23 protein-coding genes are annotated in these 21916 nt (G+C 53.7%); all 23 read left to right on the top strand.

From position 1 onward, the window contains the following. The first annotated feature begins 13 nt into the window (after positions 1 to 13). Positions 14 to 1270, top strand: coding sequence for a glutamate-5-semialdehyde dehydrogenase (locus FYJ78_RS08505; RefSeq protein ID WP_154620985.1), 1257 nt, complete (start codon positions 14 to 16; stop codon positions 1268 to 1270). A 157-nt stretch (positions 1271 to 1427) separates the two neighbouring features. Next, positions 1428 to 2051, top strand: a complete 624-nt coding sequence (nadD, locus tag FYJ78_RS08500) for a nicotinate-nucleotide adenylyltransferase (protein ID WP_154620984.1) — start codon at positions 1428 to 1430, stop codon at positions 2049 to 2051. Then, positions 2048 to 2650, top strand: coding sequence for a bis(5'-nucleosyl)-tetraphosphatase (symmetrical) YqeK (gene yqeK / locus FYJ78_RS08495; RefSeq protein WP_154620983.1), 603 nt, complete (start codon positions 2048 to 2050; stop codon positions 2648 to 2650). The genes nadD and yqeK overlap by 4 nt, the downstream gene beginning before the upstream one ends. Before the next feature lie 35 nt (positions 2651 to 2685). Beyond that, entirely contained in the window at positions 2686 to 3729 is a 1044-nt protein-coding gene (locus tag FYJ78_RS08490) for an LCP family protein (protein WP_154620982.1), read from the top strand. 2 nt (positions 3730 to 3731) lie between these two features. After that, positions 3732 to 4076: a ribosome silencing factor gene (rsfS, locus tag FYJ78_RS08485; protein WP_328597687.1), complete on the top strand. Its 345-nt coding sequence runs from the start codon at positions 3732 to 3734 to the stop codon at positions 4074 to 4076. A gap of 9 nt (positions 4077 to 4085) precedes the next feature. Further along, complete coding sequence (locus FYJ78_RS08480) at positions 4086 to 4955, top strand: CvfB family protein (protein WP_154620981.1); 870 nt, start codon at positions 4086 to 4088, stop codon at positions 4953 to 4955. Between the two features lie 119 nt (positions 4956 to 5074). Next, positions 5075 to 6025, top strand: a complete 951-nt coding sequence (locus FYJ78_RS08475) for a chemotaxis protein (protein ID WP_154620980.1) — start codon at positions 5075 to 5077, stop codon at positions 6023 to 6025. Positions 6026 to 6173: 148 nt separating this feature from the next. Continuing rightward, the gene (locus tag FYJ78_RS08470) at positions 6174 to 7220 is read left to right on the top strand and encodes an ABC transporter substrate-binding protein (protein WP_154620979.1); all 1047 of its coding nucleotides are present in this window, start codon (positions 6174 to 6176) and stop codon (positions 7218 to 7220) included. A 108-nt stretch (positions 7221 to 7328) separates the two neighbouring features. Then, complete coding sequence (rimO, locus tag FYJ78_RS08465) at positions 7329 to 8657, top strand: 30S ribosomal protein S12 methylthiotransferase RimO (protein WP_328597686.1); 1329 nt, start codon at positions 7329 to 7331, stop codon at positions 8655 to 8657. Positions 8658 to 8673: 16 nt separating this feature from the next. Continuing rightward, entirely contained in the window at positions 8674 to 9150 is a 477-nt protein-coding gene (locus FYJ78_RS08460) for a CinA family protein (protein WP_328597685.1), read from the top strand. Beyond that, complete coding sequence (locus FYJ78_RS08455; RefSeq protein ID WP_235899956.1) at positions 9147 to 10730, top strand: DEAD/DEAH box helicase; 1584 nt, start codon at positions 9147 to 9149, stop codon at positions 10728 to 10730. Before FYJ78_RS08460 ends, FYJ78_RS08455 begins: the two co-directional genes overlap by 4 nt. Positions 10731 to 10855: 125 nt before the next feature. Further along, positions 10856 to 11044, top strand: coding sequence for a hypothetical protein (locus FYJ78_RS08450; protein ID WP_154620976.1), 189 nt, complete (start codon positions 10856 to 10858; stop codon positions 11042 to 11044). Positions 11045 to 11115: 71 nt separating this feature from the next. Further along, complete coding sequence (locus FYJ78_RS08445) at positions 11116 to 11661, top strand: hypothetical protein (protein ID WP_154620975.1); 546 nt, start codon at positions 11116 to 11118, stop codon at positions 11659 to 11661. A 71-nt stretch (positions 11662 to 11732) separates the two neighbouring features. After that, entirely contained in the window at positions 11733 to 12302 is a 570-nt protein-coding gene (locus tag FYJ78_RS08440; RefSeq protein ID WP_154620974.1) for a biotin transporter BioY, read from the top strand. Positions 12303 to 12311: 9 nt separating this feature from the next. Beyond that, entirely contained in the window at positions 12312 to 13460 is a 1149-nt protein-coding gene (locus FYJ78_RS08435) for an acetyl-CoA C-acyltransferase (RefSeq protein WP_154620973.1), read from the top strand. Next, positions 13457 to 14827 (top strand): AMP-binding protein, encoded by a 1371-nt coding sequence (locus FYJ78_RS08430; RefSeq protein WP_154620972.1) that lies wholly within the window; start codon positions 13457 to 13459, stop codon positions 14825 to 14827. The genes FYJ78_RS08435 and FYJ78_RS08430 overlap by 4 nt, the downstream gene beginning before the upstream one ends. A 136-nt stretch (positions 14828 to 14963) precedes the next feature. Continuing rightward, positions 14964 to 16238, top strand: a complete 1275-nt coding sequence (gene pepT, locus FYJ78_RS08425; RefSeq protein WP_154620971.1) for a peptidase T — start codon at positions 14964 to 14966, stop codon at positions 16236 to 16238. After that, complete coding sequence (locus tag FYJ78_RS08420) at positions 16225 to 17085, top strand: amidohydrolase family protein (RefSeq protein WP_154620970.1); 861 nt, start codon at positions 16225 to 16227, stop codon at positions 17083 to 17085. Before pepT ends, FYJ78_RS08420 begins: the two co-directional genes overlap by 14 nt. A 39-nt stretch (positions 17086 to 17124) precedes the next feature. Then, complete coding sequence (def, locus tag FYJ78_RS08415) at positions 17125 to 17592, top strand: peptide deformylase (RefSeq protein ID WP_206671390.1); 468 nt, start codon at positions 17125 to 17127, stop codon at positions 17590 to 17592. Beyond that, positions 17589 to 18524 carry a methionyl-tRNA formyltransferase gene (gene fmt, locus FYJ78_RS08410; RefSeq protein ID WP_328597684.1) on the top strand — a complete coding sequence of 312 codons (936 nt, stop codon included), beginning with the start codon at positions 17589 to 17591 and terminating at the stop codon, positions 18522 to 18524. Before def ends, fmt begins: the two co-directional genes overlap by 4 nt. A 50-nt stretch (positions 18525 to 18574) precedes the next feature. Continuing rightward, positions 18575 to 19381: a DUF116 domain-containing protein gene (locus tag FYJ78_RS08405; protein WP_154620968.1), complete on the top strand. Its 807-nt coding sequence runs from the start codon at positions 18575 to 18577 to the stop codon at positions 19379 to 19381. Positions 19382 to 19423: 42 nt separating this feature from the next. Next, complete coding sequence (gene rsmB, locus FYJ78_RS08400; protein ID WP_154620967.1) at positions 19424 to 20773, top strand: 16S rRNA (cytosine(967)-C(5))-methyltransferase RsmB; 1350 nt, start codon at positions 19424 to 19426, stop codon at positions 20771 to 20773. A gap of 13 nt (positions 20774 to 20786) precedes the next feature. Continuing rightward, on the top strand, positions 20787 to 21836 hold the full coding sequence (rlmN, locus tag FYJ78_RS08395; protein ID WP_408014434.1) for a dual-specificity RNA methyltransferase RlmN: 1050 nt from the start codon (positions 20787 to 20789) through the stop codon (positions 21834 to 21836). Positions 21837 to 21916 lie beyond the last annotated feature (80 nt).

Here is a 21916-nt window from a genome sequence, read left to right as displayed (position 1 = left end):
AGGAGGAATCAGGATGGATATCAAAGCAGCAATGAAGGAAAAGGCAGAAGCAGCACGAGCGGCGAGCCAACAGCTGGGGATTCTGCCTACCGGCATCAAGAACCAGGCGCTGCTCGCTATGGCGGATGCGTTGGAGAAGCGGGCGGCACTGATTCTTTCTGCCAATGAGCAGGATTTGGAGGAGGCGCGGCAGAAGGGGCTTCGCCGTTCCTATCTGGATCGCCTGATGCTCAATGAAACCCGCATTGCCAATATGGCAGAAGGGCTTAGGCAGACGGCAGCGCTGCCGGATCCGGTTTGTCAGGGTGATTATTCTACCATTCGTCCGAATGGTTTGGAGATTCGCCGGGTACGGGTGCCGATCGGGGTTATCGGGATTATCTATGAAGCGCGTCCGAACGTGACGGCGGATGCAGCAGGGCTGTGCCTGAAATCCGGCAATGCCGTTATTCTTCGGGGAGGCTCGGAGGCAATTCGCTCGAATACGGCGATTTCTTCTCTGTTGTCTAAAGCCGCGTATAAAGCGGGGATTCCGGAGGGCGCACTGCAATTTGTAGAGTTCACTGACCGCGAGGCGGTGGATGTCATGACGCATCTTTCGGGACTCCTCGATGTCATTATTCCCCGCGGCGGCGCCGGCCTGATTCATCATATCGTCGAACATAGTTCTGTGCCGGTGATTCAGACAGGGACCGGTGTGTGCCATACTTTTGTAGATGATTCCGCAGATCAGGATATGGCGGTCCGCATTGCCGTCAATGCGAAGACATCGCATCCGTCTGTCTGCAATGCCATGGAAACGCTGCTGGTTCATGAGAACATTGCTAATGTATTCCTGCCGAGGGTTAGTCAGGCACTGCGGGAAAAGAAGGTAGAGCTGCGCGGCTGTGACCGCAGCCGTGCCATTTGTCCGGAGATGAAGGCGGCAGAAGAAGAAGACTGGTCGGCCGAGTATGGTGATTTGATTCTTTCCGTAAGGGTAGTGCATGATCTGGATGAGGCGATTGCGCACATTAACCGTTACAATACGGGACATTCTGAAACGATCGTAACCGAAAATCTGGCTCATGCACATCGTTTTCAGCGTGAAGTAGATGCTGCCGCAGTATATGTCAATGCATCGACCCGGTTTACCGATGGATTTGAATTTGGGTTCGGCGCTGAGATCGGCATCAGTACGCAGAAGCTTCATGCCCGCGGACCTATGGGATTATCGGAGCTTACGAGCACCAAATATTTAATCTATGGGGAAGGTCAGATTCGCGAATGAGCCGGCGGGGAGAATGGTTCCGGGCGTTGAAGGCGTATGGAAACACGCCGAAGGGGAAACGTGATATTATCGATTTCATCCGGGCAGGATGGATTATCCTATTGACCATAGCAGGAGGATGTGTCGTCCTTTTTCTGCTGAGAGGGGGGCTGTCTGCATGAAGCAGGCGGGGAAAACGCGGCGGCGTATTGGTGTCATGGGTGGGACGTTTGATCCGGTCCATACGGCGCATCTGGTGATCGCTGAGGCTGTGCGCGAAGCATTCCAGCTGGAGCTTGTGTTGTTTATCCCTGCGGCCAATCCGCCCCATAAACAAGGGCGGAAGGTGACCGCCGCTTATCACCGCCTGATGATGACGCAGCTGGCGGTGTGCTCAAATCCCTATTTTCATGTATCCAGGCAGGAAATGGAGCGCAGAGGGCCATCGTATTCGCTGCTGACACTGCGCGAGCTTCATGAACAATATGGAGAAGACAGCGAGTTTTATTTTATCACCGGATCGGATACGATTAATGAACTCTATACCTGGTATCATATTCAGGAATTGCTTCGCAGCTGTCATTTTGTGGGAACAACCCGGCCCGGCGCTTTTATGGATATGGATGATCTGGAGCGGCAGTTCGGGCATATTGCGCGGGAGCGGATACATTTTCTTACGGTGCCGGAATTGGAAATCTCTTCGACAGATATTCGGCAGCGTATCCGGGCGGGGCGTTCCATCCGCTATCTCGTTCCGCAGGCGGTGGAGGAATACATTGTTAAAGAGGGGTTGTACCGATGAGTTTTGGCATGACGTATGAAGAAATGAAAGGGATCCTGCAGATGCGGTTGAAGCCATCACGGTTTCGTCACTCCCTCGGAGTAGCGGAGACGGCTGAGTTTCTGGCGCACCGGTTCGGTGCTGATGAGCAGCGCGCCAGAATCGCAGGACTTTTGCATGATTGCGCCCGCGAGTATCGCAATGAGGAAATGGTACATGAGGCAGAACAGCGCGGCATTTCTATCGGTATGGTCGAGCGGTCCATGCCTCTGCTGCTCCATGCCAGCATAGGCGCCTGTCTGGTCCGTGAACGTTATCGTGTTGACGATCCGGCTGTCGAGCAGGCGATTCGGCGTCACACAGTCGGCGGGGCCGGTATGACTTCGCTGGATAAAATTGTCTGGTTTGCCGATATGATTGAACCCGGCCGGAATTATCCGGAGGTGGAGAAGCTGCGGCGCATGGCCAGAGAGTCCAGTCTGGATGAAATGGTATTCGAAGGCCTCAGCGATTCGCTGCGTTTTGTGCTGGATAAGGGGAATTTGATCCATCCGGATACCGTACAGGCGCGCAATGAAATTTTGCTGAACAGGCACCGCAACGACAATGCGGCGGTTTAACCGGTTGGCACAAGATGTGTGCAGAGGGAAACCCTATGGAATTTGATGAAGAAAAAGAAAGACGGCGCATCCATCAGGATATGATACGCAAGCGCAGACTGATGGCGCGCCGCCGACGGCGGGCACTGTTCCGTCTGGTCTTTCTGCTGTTTTTTTTCGGAGCATTACTGAGCGGGATATTGTATCTGAGTTACACCCTGATATCCTGCGGCAATCATCTCTATCACGAATATCAGTCGATGTATGCCGGTTATACGGAGCGTCAGCAAGTCCGCCGCGGCTTTGTGGATCCACGCTTTGATGGCTACACGAATGTGCTGTTTTTGGGCATTGATGACGGGGCCAACGATTCAGGCAGTCAGGAAAAGCAGGCAGATACTTTGTTGGTTGCCAGCTTGGAAAACGAGACGGGGAGAGTACGGTTTATCCATATTCCACGGGATACCTGGGTGACTGAGCCGGAACATACGGAACAAATGCGGATCAAAAATCTTTATGCGGCAGGCGGTGCTCCGATGATGGTACGGGCGGTCAATCAGCTGCTCGGAATTTCTATCCACCAGTATGTCGTCGTGGATATGGATACCTTTGCCGATCTGATCGATGCACTGGGCGGTGTGGATCTCTATGTCGAGGAAGAGATGAATTATGAAGATCCGGATGCATCGCTGTCTATTCATCTGAAGAAAGGGTATCAGCATCTCGATGGGAAGCAGGTACAGGAGTATCTCCGCTATCGGAGCCCTGAGCTGGGGGATACCGGCCGTGTTCAGCGTCAGCAGCGATTTGTCCGGGCCCTTTATCAGAATCTGCTGCAGTTTGAGACGATCCCGCATCTTCCGGCAGTAGCGGAATTGTTAAAAAAACGGGTCGAGACGAGTGCAGAAATTTTTGATTCGGCGCATCTGGCCAATGTATTGCGGCATATGAGCAGCGATGCGCCGGGGAGCTGCCTGCTGCCGGGAGCAGAAGCCGGGCAGGATGAAACAATCTGGGTTCCTGATGAGAAGCGGATTGATGAAAAGATGCAGGAATGGTTTCCTAATTGCGACAGAGTGAGACAAAACGAGGAGGAATAATCGTGACAGAACAAGAAATGAGCAAAGCAATTTGTAAGGCTGCCAGTGACAAAAAGGCACGGGATATTGTCGTGATGGATATGCAGGGATTGATGTCCTCTACGGATTATTTTGTGATTTGCTCCGCGAATACAGCTACGCAGGTCCGGGCGATTGCGGATAATATTGAAGAAAAGCTGGCTGAACAGGGCGCAGCGTTTCTCCATAAAGAAGGGTATCGTGAAGGAGAATGGGTTTTGATGGATTATGGCGATGTCATTGCACATATCTTTATGCAGGAAGCCCGGGAATATTATGCGCTCGAACGCCTCTGGGGAGATGCGAAGCTGACTCCCTATGAGGACTGAGGCAGGAATATGGAACATAAAGAAAAACGAAAATACGGGCCGAGTACCGTAGCGAAGCTGCGGGTAGCCCGGCTGGGAGAAATGGGCGCGTTCCTTGATGCCGAAACGGGGAATACGTCGGATGATATTCTGCTGCATCAGGCACAGCAGACCGCGCCGGTGAAGGTCGGAGAGGAAGTGGAAGTATTCCTGTACCTTGACCCGAAACGCCGCCTGACTGCCAGTATGCGCGTACCGCGCATGAAGGAAGGGCAGATTGCCCGCCTGCGGGTGATCAATGTGAGCCGTGACGGAGCTTTTTTGGATGTCGGTGCAGAGCGCGGTATTTTTATGCCTTATGCCGGCATGCGCGGACGCCCTCAGATCGGCGAAGTCGTCTGGGCAAAACTTTATACCGATAAATCCGGCCGGCTGGCCGTGACAATGGAAGTCGAAGATGAGATACGGCGGGCATCCAAACCGGCGGCGGGAGTAAAAATCGGTCAGATGGTCACTGGTGCGATTTATAATTATACGGATGCGGGAGCGTTTCTGTTCAGTGAAGAGCGGTACATTGTTTTTATCGCGAATAAAGAGATGCCTGTTCGCCCGCGGGTGGGCGAGATCGTGACGGCCCGTGTGACCTATGTACGGCCGGATGGACGTCTCAATGCGTCGCTGCGTGAGGCCAAGGAAAAGGCTTTGCTGACGGATTCCCGGCGGATCCTCGATCTGCTGGAGAGCCGCAAGGGACGTATGCCGTACAGTGATGCGACTTCGCCGGAAGTCATCCGTGACAAGTTTCAGATTTCCAAGGCGGCGTTTAAGCGTGCTCTGGGGCATTTGCTTCGTGAGGGGCGTGTGGTAGAAAAGGATGGCTGGACTTATTTGAAAGAATGAATGGAATACGCGGACTTTTTTAATCAAACTAGAAGGATTTTGTTTTTTTTAGGCGAATATGACATCATAGATGAATTTAAAATGGGATATTGCGAATCCAGATTATGGGGGCGAATTTGATGGCAGCAGAGACAAATGGAGATAAAAAGGGAATTCTGCTCGAAACCGGTACGAATGAGTTTGAAATCGTGGAGTTCAGTATCGGCGATGTGAATTATGGAATCAATGTAGCGAAGGTTCGTGAAGTCATTCCGCGGACACCGGTGACAACAATGCCGCAGGCTCATCCGTATGTTGACGGACTGTTTACGCTGCGCGGCAAGGCGATTCCGCTCGTCAACCTTCCGCGCTGTTTGAACGTGCAGGCGAAATCTGAGCCGAAGAATATTATTGTGACGGAAATCAATAATTATAACATCGGCTTTTTGGTGGAGAATGTATCCCGCATTCATCGCATTTCGTGGAAAGATATGGAGCCGGCGCCGGAGGTCGGCGACCAGTCGCGCGTGGTCGGCATCATCAAGATGGAGGATCGGATCGTCCTGCTTCTTGATTTCGAGACGATTATTGCCGAAATCAATCCGGAGATCAATGCCAAACTGACGACGATTGAGGACGCTGCGGAAGACATCAAGACAAAACGCAGCGGGGTTCATGTTGTGGTGGCGGAAGATTCGCCGATGCTGCGTGATCTGTTGGTTACGACTCTGCATGAATCGGGGTATCACTTTGTCCGCAGTTTCGGCAATGGTCAGGATGCCTGGGATTATCTGCAGGATCTGGCCGGACGGAGCGGAAATATCGACGATCATGTCGGCATCATTATCTCGGATGTCGAAATGCCGAAGATGGACGGACACCGTCTGCTGAAGCTGGTGCGTGCCGACAGCCGCCTCAGTGAAGTGCCGCTGGTGCTGTTCTCTTCGCTGATTAGTGATGAGATGCGCATCAAGGGCGAACAGCTTGGCGCTTCGGGGCAGGTGGCAAAGCCGGAGATCAACCAATTGATCGGGCTGCTGGATCATCTGATTTTCGATGTTCCGCTCAAGAATGAGGATGAAGAAGAATAAGAGGACGTAGACAAAAACAGGCTGCCGCATTTGCGACAGCCTGTTGCTGTCTGGCGGAGTCATGGGGAGACGCATAGCTTGTTGCAGCCGGGTTTGTATGGTACAATGATAGATACTGATATTGTGTAGTAGGGTGAGGTATCATGAAATGAGAAGGTATACTTCCTTGCTGCTGACGGCGTTTCTGCTCTTTTTGATTGTGGTGGCCGGTTCTGCGTATATGGCGGGAGCCGGCCGTGATGCAGAACGCCGTCCTATGCGGGAGATTACAGCTTATACAACGCTTCCGGCGGAACATGCTGCCATCCTGTCCGCTGCGTATGAGCAGGAGTATGACATCCGTATCAATTTCGCGCCGCTGTCGTCTGAGGCTGTCTTGGAACGGCTCAGGGAGCAGGCTGATTCGTCCGAAGGGAACGAAGGAGCGGCGCTGGTTCTGGCGGACAGTGAGACGCTGGGACGCGCCGCTGCCGATGGCGAGCTGGCGCCGTGGCTTTCTGAACAGGGAGATCAGGTTCCTGAGCTGTTTCGTCAGCAGGATGGATATTGGGTCGGGGTTTGGTATGATCCCATTGTGTTTTGTGTCAACCGCGATTACCTGAAGACACAGACGGTGATTCCTGATACCTGGACGGATTTGGCCAGTCGTCCGGGCGTACGCATCGGTATTACAGATTTTTTGGCAGCGGATGCTTCGGCGAATCTTCTTTTTCGTATGATTGCCCAGTTCGGGGATGCGGCTTCTTATGATATTTGGCGTCAGATTCATCCGAAAGTGGTTCAGTACGCCCGTTATTTGTCTAATCCGGTTCGTCAGGCCGGTATGGGGGAAGTGGATATTGCTCTGGCCGTGGAAAGCGAGAGCATACGGTATATGCAGGATGGCTACCCGCTTCAGATCGTTTATCCTGCAGACGGAACGGCTGCCATTATTACGGGGACAGCTTTGCCCCTGCATGTGAATGAAGCCGATCAAACGGCGGCGAAAGCCTTTTGCGACTGGCTGCTTGGGGACGAGGCACAGCAGGTGCTGCAGTCTCAAGGCTTTTATTTTGTGCCGACGAATCCCGGTACATTGGCGTATAAGACCTTTGCGGGGAAAAATCTTGTCTTGTTCGATCAGACTGCCCGCTTTACGGCAAAGCAGAAGCATGACTTTCTGGACCGTTGGGTTAAGGAAATACGCTTCAAGTAAGGAGAAAGGAATCAGAGGATACTGCCTTGGAAGATGGCAGTATCCTCTGTCCGTTCTGAACGGGAAAACAGGAAAAACGAATGTGAGCATTTTTATAGGAGGAAAAAAGTGAAAGCAGGTTTTATCAGTCTTGGCTGCTCCAAGAATCTTGTAGATACGGAAGTAATGCTCGGCGAACTGCGGGCGCATGGCATTGAATTGACGACGGACCCGGCGCAGGCCGATATCCTTATCGTCAATACTTGTGCGTTTATTCAGTCTGCAAAGGAAGAGTCGATCACGACTGTACTGAACATGGCGGATTATAAAGAATCAGGGCGCTGCCGCAGCCTGATTGTGGCCGGCTGTCTGGGGCAGCGTTATAAGCAGGAGCTGCTGGATGAACTGCCGGAGGCGGATGCCATTCTGGGGACGGGCGCCTGGGGACGTATCATGGAAGCTGTAGAGGAGACCTTGAAGGGGCACCGCGTCGTCATTGCCGGTGATGATGATACGCTGTATGATGAGAAAACGCCGCGCATCCGGACGACGCCTGGGTATACCGCCTATGTCAAGATTGCTGAGGGCTGTGATAATCGTTGTGCATTCTGCGCGATTCCGCAGATACGCGGCCGCTTCCGCAGCCGCCGGATCGAGGATATCTGCGGCGAGGTTCGTCAGCTTACTGAGCAGGGCGTGCGGGAAGTTGTCCTGATTGCGCAGGACAGTACCCTGTATGGCAAGGACATCTATGGAAAACCGTCGCTGGCTCGGCTGCTGCGGGAACTCGTCAAGGTTCCGCAGCTGAAATGGGTGCGGACGATGTATTGCTATCCGAAATTCTTTACGGATGAGCTTATCGATGTGTATGCTTCGGAACCGAAAGTCTGCAAGTATGTCGATCTGCCGCTGCAGCATGCAGATGATGCGGTTCTGCGTTCTATGAACCGTCCGGATACGCGGGAACAGATCGAAGCCTTGCTGAAAAAACTTCGTGAACGCATCCCCGGTGTTACGATACGTTCTACGTTTATTGTCGGGTTCCCCGGCGAAACAGAAGAACAGTTTCAAAATCTCAAGCAGTTTTTGAAGGAGCAGCGTCTGGACAAGGTTGGCGTGTTTACCTATTCTCGTGAGGAGGATACGGCGGCTTACGACATGCCGGATCAGGTGCCGGAGGAAATCATGCAGGAGCGGTATCATGACCTCATGAGCATGCAGAGCAAGATTTCCGAAGAAGTCAATCAGGGCTTGGAAGGAAAGGAACTGGAGGTTCTGGTTGAGGGGCGCGATGAGGAGCAGCCTTCGATTTGTGTCGGGCGTTCTTATCGTGAAGCACCGGATGTAGATGGTCAGGTCTATGTCGAAAACGATAAAGACAGCCAGCCCGGTGATATGATCCGGATTCGGGTTTTGCAGGGATTTACTTATGATATCGTTGGCGAAGCATTAAAATAATGGAGGTAAGGATCCGGTGAAGGCACGAGAAGAATGCGTAGGAGAGCAGCTGAAGGCGCAGGGAAAAACCATAGCCTGCGCGGAATCCTGTACGGGGGGGCTTCTGACAAGCAGGCTTACGGATGTGCCGGGCAGTTCGAGCTATGTCAGGGGGGCGGTGGTTTCTTATACCAATGAGGTCAAGGAACAGCTGGTCGGCGTCCGGCCGGAAACCATTGACGCGTATACGGAAATTTCTGCGGAAACGGCCCGGGAGATGGCACAGGGGATTCGTAGGCTGCTGAGTACGGATATCGGTGTTGGCATCACCGGTCTGGCTGGCCCGGGCGGCATGGCGGGGAAACCTGCAGGACTGGTTTATATTGCGGTTTCCGGTTCCAGAGGGACTGTCGTCAAACCATGTCAGTTCCAGGGCGGGCGCTTGTCGGTCAAGCAGCAAAGTGCGGATCAGGCGCTGCAGATGATACAGGATTATTTAGGAGGAGTTATTTGAAACAAACATTAGAAACATTTGGTTCCATTGCATTGAGCCGGAAAATTTTGCAGGCAGTGGAAGCTATGGGATTTGAAGAACCATCGCCGATTCAGGCCCGGACGATTCCGCTGGCATTGGAGGGCCACGATGTCATCGGACAGGCTCAGACCGGTACGGGCAAGACGGCTGCGTTTGGGATTCCTGTCGTGGAGATGGTAAAGGGAAAAGAGCATGGGATTCAGGCACTGGTACTGACTCCAACCAGAGAATTAGCCATTCAGACGGCGGAAGAGCTGAATAAGATCGGCCGGTTCAAGCATGTGCGCACCTTGCCGGTGTATGGCGGACAATCGGTGGACCGCCAGATTCGGGCGCTGAAGCGCGGCGTGCATATTGTGGTCAGCACGCCGGGACGGCTGCTCGATCATATTCATCGCGGCACGATTGATCTCCAGCGGGTGCGCACTTTGGTGCTGGATGAAGCGGATGAAATGCTGGATATGGGCTTTATTGATGATATTGAACATATCCTGAGCAATATCCCTGAGCAGCGTCAGACCCTGCTCTTTTCGGCGACTATGCCGGAACCCATTGAGAAACTGTCGCATCGCTATATGGAACATCCTGAGCGTGTGACGATCACCCGTGAAAATCTGACTGTGCCGTCGATTGAGCAGGTCTATTACGAAACGAGGCAGAAATTTGAAGGGTTGTGCCGTGTTCTCGATGTGGAGGAGACCGGCAAGCTGATTATTTTCTGCCGGACCAAACGGGCCGTAGATGATTTGACGGCGGCACTCGATGCAAGAGGGTATTCTTCGGGCGGGCTGCACGGTGATTTATCACAGATTCAGCGCGACCGCGTCATGAAACGCTTTCGGGAGGGCCGTATTGATATCCTGATTGCCACGGATGTAGCTGCCCGCGGCATCGATATTGATGATATCACGCATGTCATCAACTTCGATATACCGCAGGATCACGAGTCTTATGTACATCGTATCGGGCGTACCGGACGTGCCGGCCGCAAGGGAATGGCGATCACCTTTATCGAACCGAGGGAGTATCGCCAGCTGCGATTGATCATGAAGCTGGCACATACCAGAATTCAGCGTCGGGAGCTGCCTACGGCTTCAGATATTCTCGAGCGCCAGCGGGAAGTGATCCGGGAGCGTCTGGTCCGGACGCTCAGACAGAATCGGTATGACGAGTATCATGATATTGTTTCCGATGCTGCTGCTGAAGGTTTTGATCCTGTGGATATCGCGGCAGCAGCGTTGAAGCTGTCGATCGAAGGGTTCCGAAACGAGGAGTCTCATGATGAAGCGGACGGGTTTGGCGACACCGGCGGAGCACCCGGGATGGTTCGGCTGTTCTTCAATGTCGGGCGCAGCCAGAAGATCCGACCGTCAGATATTGTCCGGGCCATTGCCGGAGAGGCAGATATTCCGGGCGATACGATCGGCGTCATCAACATTTACGATAAGTTTACTTTTGTTGAGGTACCGGAAGATACGGCCAGCCGGGTTATGAATGCCATGCATCGAAATACCGTCAAAGGCTTCCGTGTCAATGTAGAACCGGCTCGCAAACGATAATACGGAATTTGTGTTTTTAGCTCATCGGTTTCGATGAGCTTTTTTTATCTCTTGATGTCCGCGGGGGGGGATTATAATATATTTGAAGAGGATTGAAGGGATAATTTTTTACAGGATGGATCGGTTTGTCTGAGCGATTGGCTGCCCGGAAAGCAGGGGGAGCGAGCTTTCTGGCGGATGAAATCCATACGCTGCGTGAGCAGGTGGAGGCATTGCTCGATGAAGAGAGGGAGCTGTCGGCAGCATGGGAAAGGGCGGTCTGCAAATGGCCGGTTATAGATTCTGATTGGATGAATAAAATATCGGTTAACTAAATATATTGATAAAGTTGACGCTTTTGGCAGATGCGCTTATAATAAGAGTGTTTGCTGGAGGCGTTATTTTTATGGGGATAAATCGATTCAGGCTGCTGGCCCGGATGCTGTCTCAGCTTCAGGGAGAACGGTATCGCGGCGCGGTTATCATGCGGGCGGTTTGGCGGCGGGAGGCTTCTTTGCCGGAAGGCGAAGGGGCGCCGATGATTTTGCAGGATCGGCATGGCAGGATGGAGATATGCTGCCGCTCGGGGCATGAGGAACTGATGGTGACGCTGCTTCTTGGACGCGGCGCGGATTGCCATGCGGCCGATGCAGAATCATCTGTTTTTATGGAAGAGGATAAAGCAAGGCAGGTATGCTTTTCGGCATCGGCCATTCGTTCCTTTACGCTGTCGGTTGGCGATACGAACGAAATACATCAGGGGGCGCATCCCGTCGTTCCGGGACTGATGATTATGGAAGCCATTCTGGAAGAAATGCCCTGCGGAGCCGCCGGACTGATGGTGCGGTTTCATCATCCGGTGCGGGCAGGATGGGCATCTGTGAATTCGGACGGGGATATTGTTCAGCAGGGAGAGCGCAAAGCGGATTTTCGCTGGCTGGGAACAGGTTGAATCCTTTCGAAACGACGAGGAACGCATTGGCTTTTTACCATATTGTTGAGAATAAAGGCAGGTTTTTTGATATGAAGAACGAATGGTTACAGACTGACTCGGGGAAAACGATCACGGCGAGGGATTTGACGAAGATGGCGCTGTGCATTGCCTTTTGCTGTGTTTCCGCATTCATTTCCTTTCCGCTTCCCTTTACGCCCGGGCTGGTGACGGCCCTGACCATAGCTTTGACTGTTACGGCACTGGTTCTGCCGCCGAAACTCACTTTTATTACAGTGGCGGCTTATGTGTTTTTGGGCGCTGTCGGGCTTCCGGTTTTTCCAGGCGGCACCGGCGGACTGGGGCGTATACTCGGTCCGACGGGCGGCTTTTATTTGGGATGGCCGTTCGTTTGCTGGATCGAAAGTTTGATCAAGGGGCGTGATATTTGCTTCCGGCGGTATGCAGCGGTGGCTGTGCTGGCCGGGGTTCCTTTGACCTATGTCGGTGGTTTGATTTCGATGATGCTGGTCATGCAGGTGGATCTGTGGCAGGGATTGATTATGGCAGTGTTTCCTTTTATTCCCGGGGATATCATGAAAGCCTTGCTGGCAGCATTCATCGGGGTGCGTGTTAATCACATGACGGCGGATCGTTGCTGAGGAAGTCCGATGGAAACGGTGTATGTGATCGGGGCTCTGCGGAGCCCTATTGTTGTTAAAAACGGCCGGTTTCGCCGTATTCGTCCGGAAGAATTTGGCGCGGAAGTGGTGAAGGAACTGATGCGGCGCTGCCATCTTTCGTCCGCAGACGGTATCCTGGGTGGAAATGCAGTGGGAACTGGCGGCAATCTTACGCGTTTGATGGCACTGACTGCCGGTCTGGATGCTTCGATTCCTGCCTGTACGATCGATATGCAGTGTGCGTCGGCGGCAGCGGCTCTTTCTCTGGCCGCTGCGGGTATATCGTGCGGGCGGGGCGAGGTATGGATTGCGGGGGGCATGGAGAGCGCCTCGCTGCAGCCTCTGCGTGTTTATGCGCCGCAGGATGCGCGTTATGGGCTGACGCCGGATCAGAAGGGAACCTACCGCACGGCGCAGTTTGCTCCGGGGGATATGGCGCCGGACACGATGCTGCGCGGTGCGGAACGCACAGCGCAGGCGGAACAGGTGTCCCGGGATGAGCTGGATGCGTGGGCGCTCCGGTCGCATCGGCGGGCAGCTGCTGCGCAGCGCGCCGGTGTGATGAAGGAGGTCATTGTGCCGATTAACGGATGGACAAAGGACGATGGCATCCGGCCGGGCATCAGTCAGCGTCTGCTGGATCGGCTTCCGCTGATTTTTGGCGAGGGAACGACGCTCCACGCCGGCAATGCCTGCATGATTCACGATGGAGCCGCATTTGCTGTTCTGGCTTCGGGGTCGTGGGTGCGGCGCAACCGGAAAAAGCCGTTGGCACGGATCATCGGTACGGCAGCGGTTGGCGGAGATCCCGCTGAAAGCCCCCGGGGCGCCATGCGCACGGCGGATGTTCTGCTGAAACGTCTGGGACTCCGGTATGAAGATTTGTCCGCTATTGAGTTCAATGAAGCGTTTGCCGTCATTGATGTTTTGTTTGAACGGGCGCATCCTTCCTGTCTGGATCGGTATAACCGCTTTGGCGGAGCTCTGGCCTATGGACATCCTTACGGTGCGTCGGGAGCTGTTCTGCTGATCCATTTGCTCCAATCTCTGCGGGAAGCCGGCGGCGGGAAGGGGATTTTGTCGATTGCCGGCGCCGGAGGGATGGGGGAAGCCATTGCATTGGAGATGATGGAATGATGGTGCGGAATGATTATGATCTGCTGTGTCAATGGGCAGATCGTCAGCCGGATCATTTGCTGCTGGCAGATGATGCGTGGAGCTGCACGTATCAGGAGATGCGGCAGTCTGTGACGTTTTTTGCGGACCGGCTGAAGCAGAGGCGCCCTTTGGCTTGGGAAAACGGGGATGTACTGGTTCTGGCGGATTCTTTGCCGGGCCAGCTGACCGCCTTTCTGGCTCTGCAGGCGATGGGAATACGTCCGACTCTGCTTCATCACGGGATGCGGCCTGAGGAACAGCGTGCCATCTTGCGGGAGAATCATTTGCAGGGACTCTTATGCGTGCGCGGCGAGGGGAAAAATCCGGATCTGCAGCTGGAAGAAACTGGTATTTCCCCGTGCTGTCATAGCGAGCCGGACATCCTCGGCGTGCTCAGCTCGGGCTCGACGGGGACTCCAAAAGTGATGTATCGCACCTATGACAGTTGGGCGGGATTTTTTCCTGTGCAGAATCCGATCTTTCGTGTTGCCAGCGGGACGCGGCTTTTTTTGCACGGGAGTCTGAGCTTTACAGGAAATCTGAATACGCTGCTGTCGGTATTGTATGAGGGCGGCACTGTGATCACCAGTGAGTACCTGCGCTGCCGGCATTGGGCGGATTTGATGCGTCGTTTTCAGGCGGATGTACTCTATCTGATTCCGACCAAACTGCAGCTGATGACTGCCGCTGTCCATGCCCCGCTCTCGTCGGTTCAAAGTATTTTTACCGGATCGCAGCTGCTCAGCGCACGCAATATCCGTGAGCTTCGGCAGCTTTTTCCGTCGGCGGAACTGATTCTTTATTATGGGGCAAGCGAACTCAACTATATCACTTATGCGGTCTGCGAAGATCCGGAACGCGATCCGCGCAATCTCGGGCGTCCGTTCCCCGGTATCGGTGTGAACGTCCGGGAAGGATTGATTTATGTGGATACGGCGTATCATGTCAGCGGAGTGACGATCCCCTTTACGGTTCGGGATGCCGGCTGGCTCAACGAACGGGGGGAGCTGATGTTTGAAGGCCGGCGCGATGCCTGGGTAAACAAAGGCGGCGTTAAACTGAGTACCATACGGCTGGAAAACGAATTGCGGGCTATCCGCGGCGTAAGGGAAGCTGTGGTGCTGCCGTACCGCGATCCTCTTCGCGGCAGCGCATTGGCAGCGTTTCTGGTCAAAGACGCTGACAGGGAAAAGCGGGAAATACGGCAGAGCATCCGCCGGCGTCTGAAACCCATCGAAAGGCCGGGGCGGATTGTCTTTCTTCATGAAATTCCGTTGAACGACCGGGGCAAAGTGGATCAGCAGGCCATCTGGCATCGAGCCGAAACAGAGGAAATGAGCGAATGACGTTTCGTCGTATCCAACGGGGACAACATGATTGGCGGAGGCCAATCATATTGTACCCGTTTTCCTTTTTTCTTGCCGGGAAATTTGCTATAATTAGAAGATGTATGAATTGAATCGATAATCGAGGTGTTTTCTCATGGAATTGAGTATGGATGTTTTGCTGAAGCGTTTCAAGGATTATATCCGTTTTGATACGCAGTCGGATGAGGACAACGACGCCGTTTGTCCGAGTACGCCGGGACAGATGATCCTGGCCCGGCATCTGGCAGAGGAATTGAAGGAGATCGGCCTGCAGGATGTGGAGCTGGATTCTCACGGCTATATTATGGCAACTCTGCCGGAGCATGGCGTAGAGACGGCGCCGGTAGTCGGGTTTATCGCTCATGTGGACACCAGTCCGGATGCGGCCGGCGGTCCGGTACATCCGAAGCTGGTGAAAGATTATGATGGCGGCGATATTGTGCTCAACGAGGAAGGCCCCATAGTATTTCGTACGGAGGAGTTCCCTGAGGTGCTCAAGTATAAGGGGCAGGACATTCTCTTTACGGATGGGACAACGCTGCTGGGGGCAGATGATAAAGCCGGCGTTACGGCGATTGTGAGCGCGATGGAATATCTGGTGAAGCATCCGGAAATTCAGCACGGCAGAATTCGCATCGGTTTCACGCCGGACGAAGAGACGGGGCGCAGTGCAGCGCGCTTTGATGTGAAGAAGTTCGGAGCGGATTTTGCTTATACTGTGGATGGCGGCGAACTGGGCGGATTGGAATATGAAAATTTCAATGCCTCGAATCCGGTTATCACGTTTCATGGACGCAGTGTGCATACCGGTGATGCCAAGGGCAAGATGCTGAACGCAATGACCGTGGCTGCTGAGTGGCAGCAGATGCTTCCTGCCGGGGACAAGCCGGAGTATACGGAAGGACATGAAGGATTTTTTCATGTATATAAAATGACCGGTGGTGTAGAGTCCTGTACGATGAATATGCTGATCCGCGATCATGATCGGCAGAAATTCGAAGACCGCAAGCAGTATCTGCATCGCATGGCGGATTTTCTGAACGCGAAGTATGGAGCAGGTACGGTCGAGATCAAGCCGCATGATGTCTATTATAATATGCTGGAAAAGATCGAGGATGGTAACCTGTTTGTCGTAGATTTGGCCCGGCAGGCTATGGAGGCAGCCGGAGTCGTCCCCGATATTCAGCCAATCCGGGGCGGTACGGACGGCGCGCAGCTTTCCTTCCGCGGTCTGCCCTGTCCGAATCTTTTTACCGGCGGTGCGAATTTCCACGGCCGGTTTGAATATCTGCCGCTGCAGTCGCTGAAGAAAGCCGGAGAAACCGTGTTAGGGATTGTCGTGGGGGCAGCAAAACTGAAGAAACAAGGGATCGGACATGAGAATCATTGATGCACATCTGCATTTTTGCCGGGATGCCTATTTTGATACGATCGCCCGGGCAGCTCAGCATGAAAACAGCGCGGAGCATTTGTCCGAGCAATATCAGTTTCGCGGGATTGCTCATGGCATCGTCATGGGCAATCTGCCGCTGGAACAGTTGTGTCCGTCTTATCCGTCCTTTTTGAGTTATTGCGTCGGTCTGGATGGGCATAGCGGCTTTGATCGGGATGCTGTTCGCATACAGGCTGATTTGGTAGAGAAGCATTTTCAAAATCCGCAGTGCGTGGGACTGAAACTGTATCCGGGGTATCATTCGTTTTATATCTATGATGACTTCCTGCAGCCGTTTTATGAATTGGCGGAACGTTATGGTAAGCCGGTCGCCGTCCATACAGGGCTTACGGCCAGTGATGATGCCCATTTGAAATACAGTCATCCGCTGGTCATGGATGAAGCCGCGGTGAAGTTCCGCGGGGTTCAGTTCGTTCTTTGTCATTTCGGGGAACCATGGTTTGCTGATGCGGCTGCCGTCTTGGAAAAAAATGCGAATGTCGCGGCGGATCTTTCCGGTATTCTGGAAGGAAAGCTGCCGGATTTTCAGGCTTTCCTGGCGAAAAAGCGATATTATATCGAACGGCTCAAGGGATGGCTGGAATATCTGGATTGTTATGATCGGTTCTTGTTCGGCACGGATTGGCCGCTGGCTAATCTTGGCGATTATATTGCGTTTACAAAGGAAATCATTCCCCGGGAACATTGGGCGGAGGTTTTTTACGGCAACGCTGTACGCATCTACCATCTGGCGTTGGATGAAGCGAATACGGCTGCCGCTCCTGCTGCCGGAATTCGGGTATGACAGGCCGGAATAGAAATGAAGATTGGGAAGGAGAATCATATGGCATTGTTAGAAATCATGAAGGCCGGGAATCCGGTTCTGAAAGAAGTGTGCAAGCCGGTGGAACATGTGGATAAGCGCCTTCGGACGCTGCTGGACGATATGGCTGAAACGATGTACGAAAACAATGGAGTAGGGATTGCTGCTCCGCAGGTCGGGCAGACGATTCGTGCGGTCGTCATTGACTGTCAGGATGATCATGGACTGCTGGAACTGATTAATCCGGAAATCACATATCGTGAAGGAACAGAGACGGATACGGAAGGATGTCTTTCCTGTCCGGATCTTTATGGTGAGGTCGAGCGTGCGGCTAAGGTTCGGGTGGCTTTCCTGAATCGACGCGGCAAGAAGCAGCAGCTTACGGCAACGGGACTGCTGGCCCGCTGTATTCAGCATGAATTGGATCATTTGGATGGACAGCTTTTTATCGATATTGCCCAGAGCATACACAGGGGGAGTGCATCGTGAAACGGTTCCGGGTTGTATTCATGGGGACGCCGGAGTTTGCGGTTCCCTGTTTAGCCGCTTTAGCGGAACGCTGCGAGGTAATCGGCGTGGTTACGCAGCCGGATAAACCTCGCGGCCGTGGACAGAAGATGATGCCTTCGCCGGTGAAGGCATGGGCGCAGGATCATGGACTGCCGGTTTATCAGCCGGAAAGAATCAAGACGGATGCGTTTACCGCAGAACTTGAGAACATGAAGCCGGATCTGATGGTGGTCGTGGCATTCGGACAAATTTTATCCCAGCGGATTCTGGATATTCCGGTATATGGATGTATCAACGTTCATGCGTCGCTTTTGCCGCGCTATCGCGGCGCTGCGCCGATGCAGTGGTGTATCATCAACGGTGAGAAAAAAACAGGAGTAACGACGATGTTCATGGATGCCGGATTGGATACCGGCGATATGCTGCTTCGCTCGGAGATGGATATCGGTCCGGATATGACGCTGGAAGAGCTGCATGACGCACTGCGGGATCAGGGCGCACAGCTCCTTGTGGACACGTTGGAGAAGCTTTCGGACGGAACACTGGTACGAATCCCGCAGCAGGGCGATTCCAATTACGCGCCGATGCTTACGAAACAGACCGGGCATATTGACTGGTCGCAAAAAGCGGAGGCGATTCATAATCTGGTGCGCGGTCTGAATTCCTGGCCCGGTGCCTATACTGTACTGGACGGAAAGACGTATAAAATCTGGCGGACCAAAACGACAGGAAAAGCGGCAGAAGCTGATCCGGGAACCATCGTCCGGGCGGATCGGAAAAGCGGACTGCTGGTTGCTGCGGGAGATGAACTTCTGGAGATTACAGAGCTGCAGGCACCGGGCAGGAAAAAGATGCGGGCGGCAGATTATCTGAACGGTCATGGAGCAGAGCTGCCGGCAAGGTTCTGCTGAGTGTATCAGTGTGCATGAACGTCAGGATACATTGAGGTTGGAGGAGCATGATGACAGATCCATCCGAAAACAAAAACAAAAAGAAGCCGGGGGTTCCCGGACGTCCGAAAAAGCGGCTGTTTCTCGGTATGCTGGCCGGAACAATGGTTTTGACGGCAGCTGTTTTATATCTCGTATGGTATATTGCCGTGCCCGGCCTGACTGGAATTTCCTCTGTCCTGCCTTGGATTACGGGGGCTGTTTTTTCTGTTGGTATGGGGCTGGCATGGCTGGGACTGGTGAATATGGCTCTGGCTGTGGCCGGTCTGCCATATCTTCCGCTGCTGCAGCGCCAGACGTATGAGTTGATCAATCTCCTGTTTCCGCTGGCTGTGCGGCTGGCCGGTTTGTTCGGTATCAGCCGCCGGCGTCTGGAGGGATCGTTCATTGCGACGAGCAATCTCCTGTTTAACCGCATGGGGATACGAGTGCCGGCAGAGCGGCTGTTGGTCGTTACGCCGCATTGTCTGCAGCTGGCGACCTGTCCGCATAAGATCACGAGAGATCCGCACAACTGCAGACGGTGCGGCGGATGTGATATCGGCGCACTGGTAGCGCTGGCCGATGAAATGGGGTTTCATTTCTTTGTGGCAACGGGGGGGACGCTGGCTCGTCAGATTGTTCGTCAGACCAGACCGCAGGCTGTACTGGCTATTGCCTGCGAGCGCGATCTCATGAGCGGTATACAGGATGTTTATCCGCTGCCGGCTGTCGGCGTGCTGAACATTCGGCCGAACGGTCCTTGTTATAATACTCGTGTCGATATGAAGGAAGTTCGCAGAGAGCTGGAACGGATTATCCTTCCGAAGCAGTCGTGAGACGGGACTTCGGGCAGGAAAGGGAAACAGGGAGGACAGATTATGGATAAAGCGCGTGATACCGCCGCCAGAATCCTGAACGAGGTGAATGAAAACGGTGCATACGCTAATGTAGCGCTGGCGAAATATCTGCGGCGGTTTCCGCTAAGCGATCAGGACCGGCGTTTTGTGACCGAGCTGGTTTACGGCGCGGTGAAGGCTGGCGGAACGCTGGACTGGATTCTTCGCCGCTATGCGAATCGTCCGCTGAAAAAAATTCCGCCGATGGTGCGGCAGATTCTGCGGCTCGGCATCTATCAATTGTTTTATTTAGATCGCGTGCCGGCTTCGGCGGTTTGTAATACGGCAGTAGATTTGACGAAGAAATACAGCCATGCCGGGACGGCGAAATTTGTCAATGCGGTGCTACGGACGGCTGTCCGTGAGCCGGAAAGAGCGGCGTTTCCGCAGGGAAAAGGGCATGCGGCTGAGGGACTGGCTCTTTCTAGTCAGCATCCGTACTGGCTGGTTAAGCGTTGGATCAAACAATTCGGCTTTGAGGAGACGCAGCGGCTTTGCGCGTTTGATAACGAGCAGCCGGTTTTGTCAGTACGAACCAATACACTGAAAACGAATCGGGAGGCATTGCTGCAAAAACTTTGCGAAGGCGGAGCTTTGGCAGAACCTTCCTGCTGGACTCCAGAAGGAATTCGCATTTATGCGCATGGCGCCCTGGATGAATTGGCGCCGCTTCAGCAGGGATTCTGTCAGGTACAGGATGAAAGTTCCATGCTGGTCGCCCATGTGCTGGATCCGCAGCCGGGAGAGTTTGTGATCGACTGCTGCAGCGCGCCGGGCGGGAAAACGACGCATATTGCGGCGCTCATGCAGGATCGGGGACATATTCTGGCTGGAGACGTTTTTGATCATAAGCTGGAGCGCATCCGGGAGAATGCAGCCCGGCTGGGCATTCAAAGCATTGAGACGAAACGGATCGATGCGCGGGAGATTGGTCGAATGTATCCGGCGCAGGCAGACCGCGTTCTGGTCGATGCACCGTGCTCCGGACTGGGCGTGTTGCGCCGCAAGCCCGATGCCCGCTGGAAGAAAACGGCAGAAGAAATCGCTGGCTTGCCGAATCTGCAGAAGGAGATTCTTAACAGCGCTGCCCATGCCGTAAAGCCGGGAGGCGTATTGGTTTACAGTACCTGTACCATTGAGCCGGAAGAAAACCAGTCGGTTGCGGAGACTTTTCTGAGGAATCATTCTGAGTATGTGCTGGAAACGGCCGGCCAATTTTTGCCTTGTCAGAAGCGGGATGAAGCGATGGTCCAGCTTTTTCCGCAGCGAGACGGGACGGATGGCTTTTTTATTGCACGCTTCCGCCGCAGCCTGAGCGATGCGGCGAGGTAAGAAAGGAAACAATGTGAACGATATTTTCGGAATGACGAAAGAGGAGCTGCAGGAATCCCTGGCGCCGTACCGGGTGCCGGGGTATCGTGCCGGGCAGATTGCAGAATGGATGTACCAAAAGGGTGCGAAAACGTTTGACTCCATGACGAACCTTCCACGCGGACTTCGCGACGCGCTGGCGCAGGATCTGTTGATCGGGCGTCCTGAGATCCGGGACAGGCTGGACTCGCGGGATGGAAAAACGACGAAGTTTTTGTTGGAATACCGCGATGGAACCGCGGTGGAAACTGTGCTGATGCGTCAGCCCTACGGCAACAGCATTTGCGTTTCGACTCAGGCCGGCTGCAGTATGGGCTGTATTTTTTGTGCATCAACTCTTCATGGCCGGGCCCGGGATCTTTCCCAAGGCGAAATACTGGCGCAGGCAGTGACGATTCAGGATATGCTGAAAGAGGAAACGCCGGGCGGGAAAGTGGATACGGTTGTTCTCATGGGTTCGGGAGAGCCGCTTATGAACTATGATGCGGTGGTCGGGTTCCTTCATCTGGTTCATGAGCCCTATACGCTAGGACTGGGCTATCGGAATATTACGCTTTCTACTTCAGGCATTGTTCCGAATATTTACCGCCTGGCCGATGAGGGAATCCCTGTTTCTCTTTCGGTTTCTTTGCATGCGCCGGAGCAGGAGCTGCGTTCGAAAATCATGCCGATTAACCGGCGGTATCCGCTGGCCGATGTGGTTCGCGCTGCCGGGGCGTATGCTGACAAAACCGGGAGACGTGTCACCTATGAATATATTTTGATCGATCATCTGAATGATGGGGCGAAGCAGGCAGAAGAGCTGGTTCACTTGCTGAAAGGACAGCTGGCCAGTGTAAATCTGATCCCGATCAATCCGGTACCGGAGCGCAGTCTGATGCGTCCGTCCAAATCCCGTATTGACTGGTTCGAGCAATTCCTTCTCCGCCATCATTTGACGGTCACAGTGCGCCGGGAAATGGGAACGGACATTCAGGCGGCCTGCGGACAACTGCGCAACAAGCATCTGAGGGAAAATAAATGAGCAGCTTCAGCCTGTGCTCCAACGAAAGCTAGGCATTACGGATGCTTTCTGCTATAATGGACAACAGGAAAAACAGACGG

Origin of the sequence: Wylensekiella montiformis, from assembly GCF_009697385.1 — a bacterium.
Lineage (GTDB): Bacteria > Bacillota > Negativicutes > Selenomonadales > Selenomonadaceae > Selenomonas_A > Selenomonas_A montiformis.
Note: the sequence above shows the minus strand (reverse complement) of the source record. Positions and strands in the feature narration are given on the sequence as shown.

Coding starts and splice junctions, on each gene's coding strand:
- FYJ78_RS08505 (WP_154620985.1), top strand. CDS start 14: ATGGATATCAAAGCAGCAATGAAGGAAAAGGCAGAAGCAGCACGAGCG.
- nadD (WP_154620984.1), top strand. CDS start 1,428: ATGAAGCAGGCGGGGAAAACGCGGCGGCGTATTGGTGTCATGGGTGGG.
- yqeK (WP_154620983.1), top strand. CDS start 2,048: ATGAGTTTTGGCATGACGTATGAAGAAATGAAAGGGATCCTGCAGATG.
- FYJ78_RS08490 (WP_154620982.1), top strand. CDS start 2,686: ATGGAATTTGATGAAGAAAAAGAAAGACGGCGCATCCATCAGGATATG.
- FYJ78_RS08480 (WP_154620981.1), top strand. CDS start 4,086: ATGGAACATAAAGAAAAACGAAAATACGGGCCGAGTACCGTAGCGAAG.
- FYJ78_RS08475 (WP_154620980.1), top strand. CDS start 5,075: ATGGCAGCAGAGACAAATGGAGATAAAAAGGGAATTCTGCTCGAAACC.
- FYJ78_RS08470 (WP_154620979.1), top strand. CDS start 6,174: ATGAGAAGGTATACTTCCTTGCTGCTGACGGCGTTTCTGCTCTTTTTG.
- FYJ78_RS08445 (WP_154620975.1), top strand. CDS start 11,116: ATGGGGATAAATCGATTCAGGCTGCTGGCCCGGATGCTGTCTCAGCTT.
- FYJ78_RS08440 (WP_154620974.1), top strand. CDS start 11,733: ATGAAGAACGAATGGTTACAGACTGACTCGGGGAAAACGATCACGGCG.
- FYJ78_RS08435 (WP_154620973.1), top strand. CDS start 12,312: ATGGAAACGGTGTATGTGATCGGGGCTCTGCGGAGCCCTATTGTTGTT.
- FYJ78_RS08430 (WP_154620972.1), top strand. CDS start 13,457: ATGATGGTGCGGAATGATTATGATCTGCTGTGTCAATGGGCAGATCGT.
- pepT (WP_154620971.1), top strand. CDS start 14,964: ATGGAATTGAGTATGGATGTTTTGCTGAAGCGTTTCAAGGATTATATC.
- FYJ78_RS08420 (WP_154620970.1), top strand. CDS start 16,225: ATGAGAATCATTGATGCACATCTGCATTTTTGCCGGGATGCCTATTTT.
- def (WP_206671390.1), top strand. CDS start 17,125: ATGGCATTGTTAGAAATCATGAAGGCCGGGAATCCGGTTCTGAAAGAA.
- FYJ78_RS08405 (WP_154620968.1), top strand. CDS start 18,575: ATGACAGATCCATCCGAAAACAAAAACAAAAAGAAGCCGGGGGTTCCC.
- rsmB (WP_154620967.1), top strand. CDS start 19,424: ATGGATAAAGCGCGTGATACCGCCGCCAGAATCCTGAACGAGGTGAAT.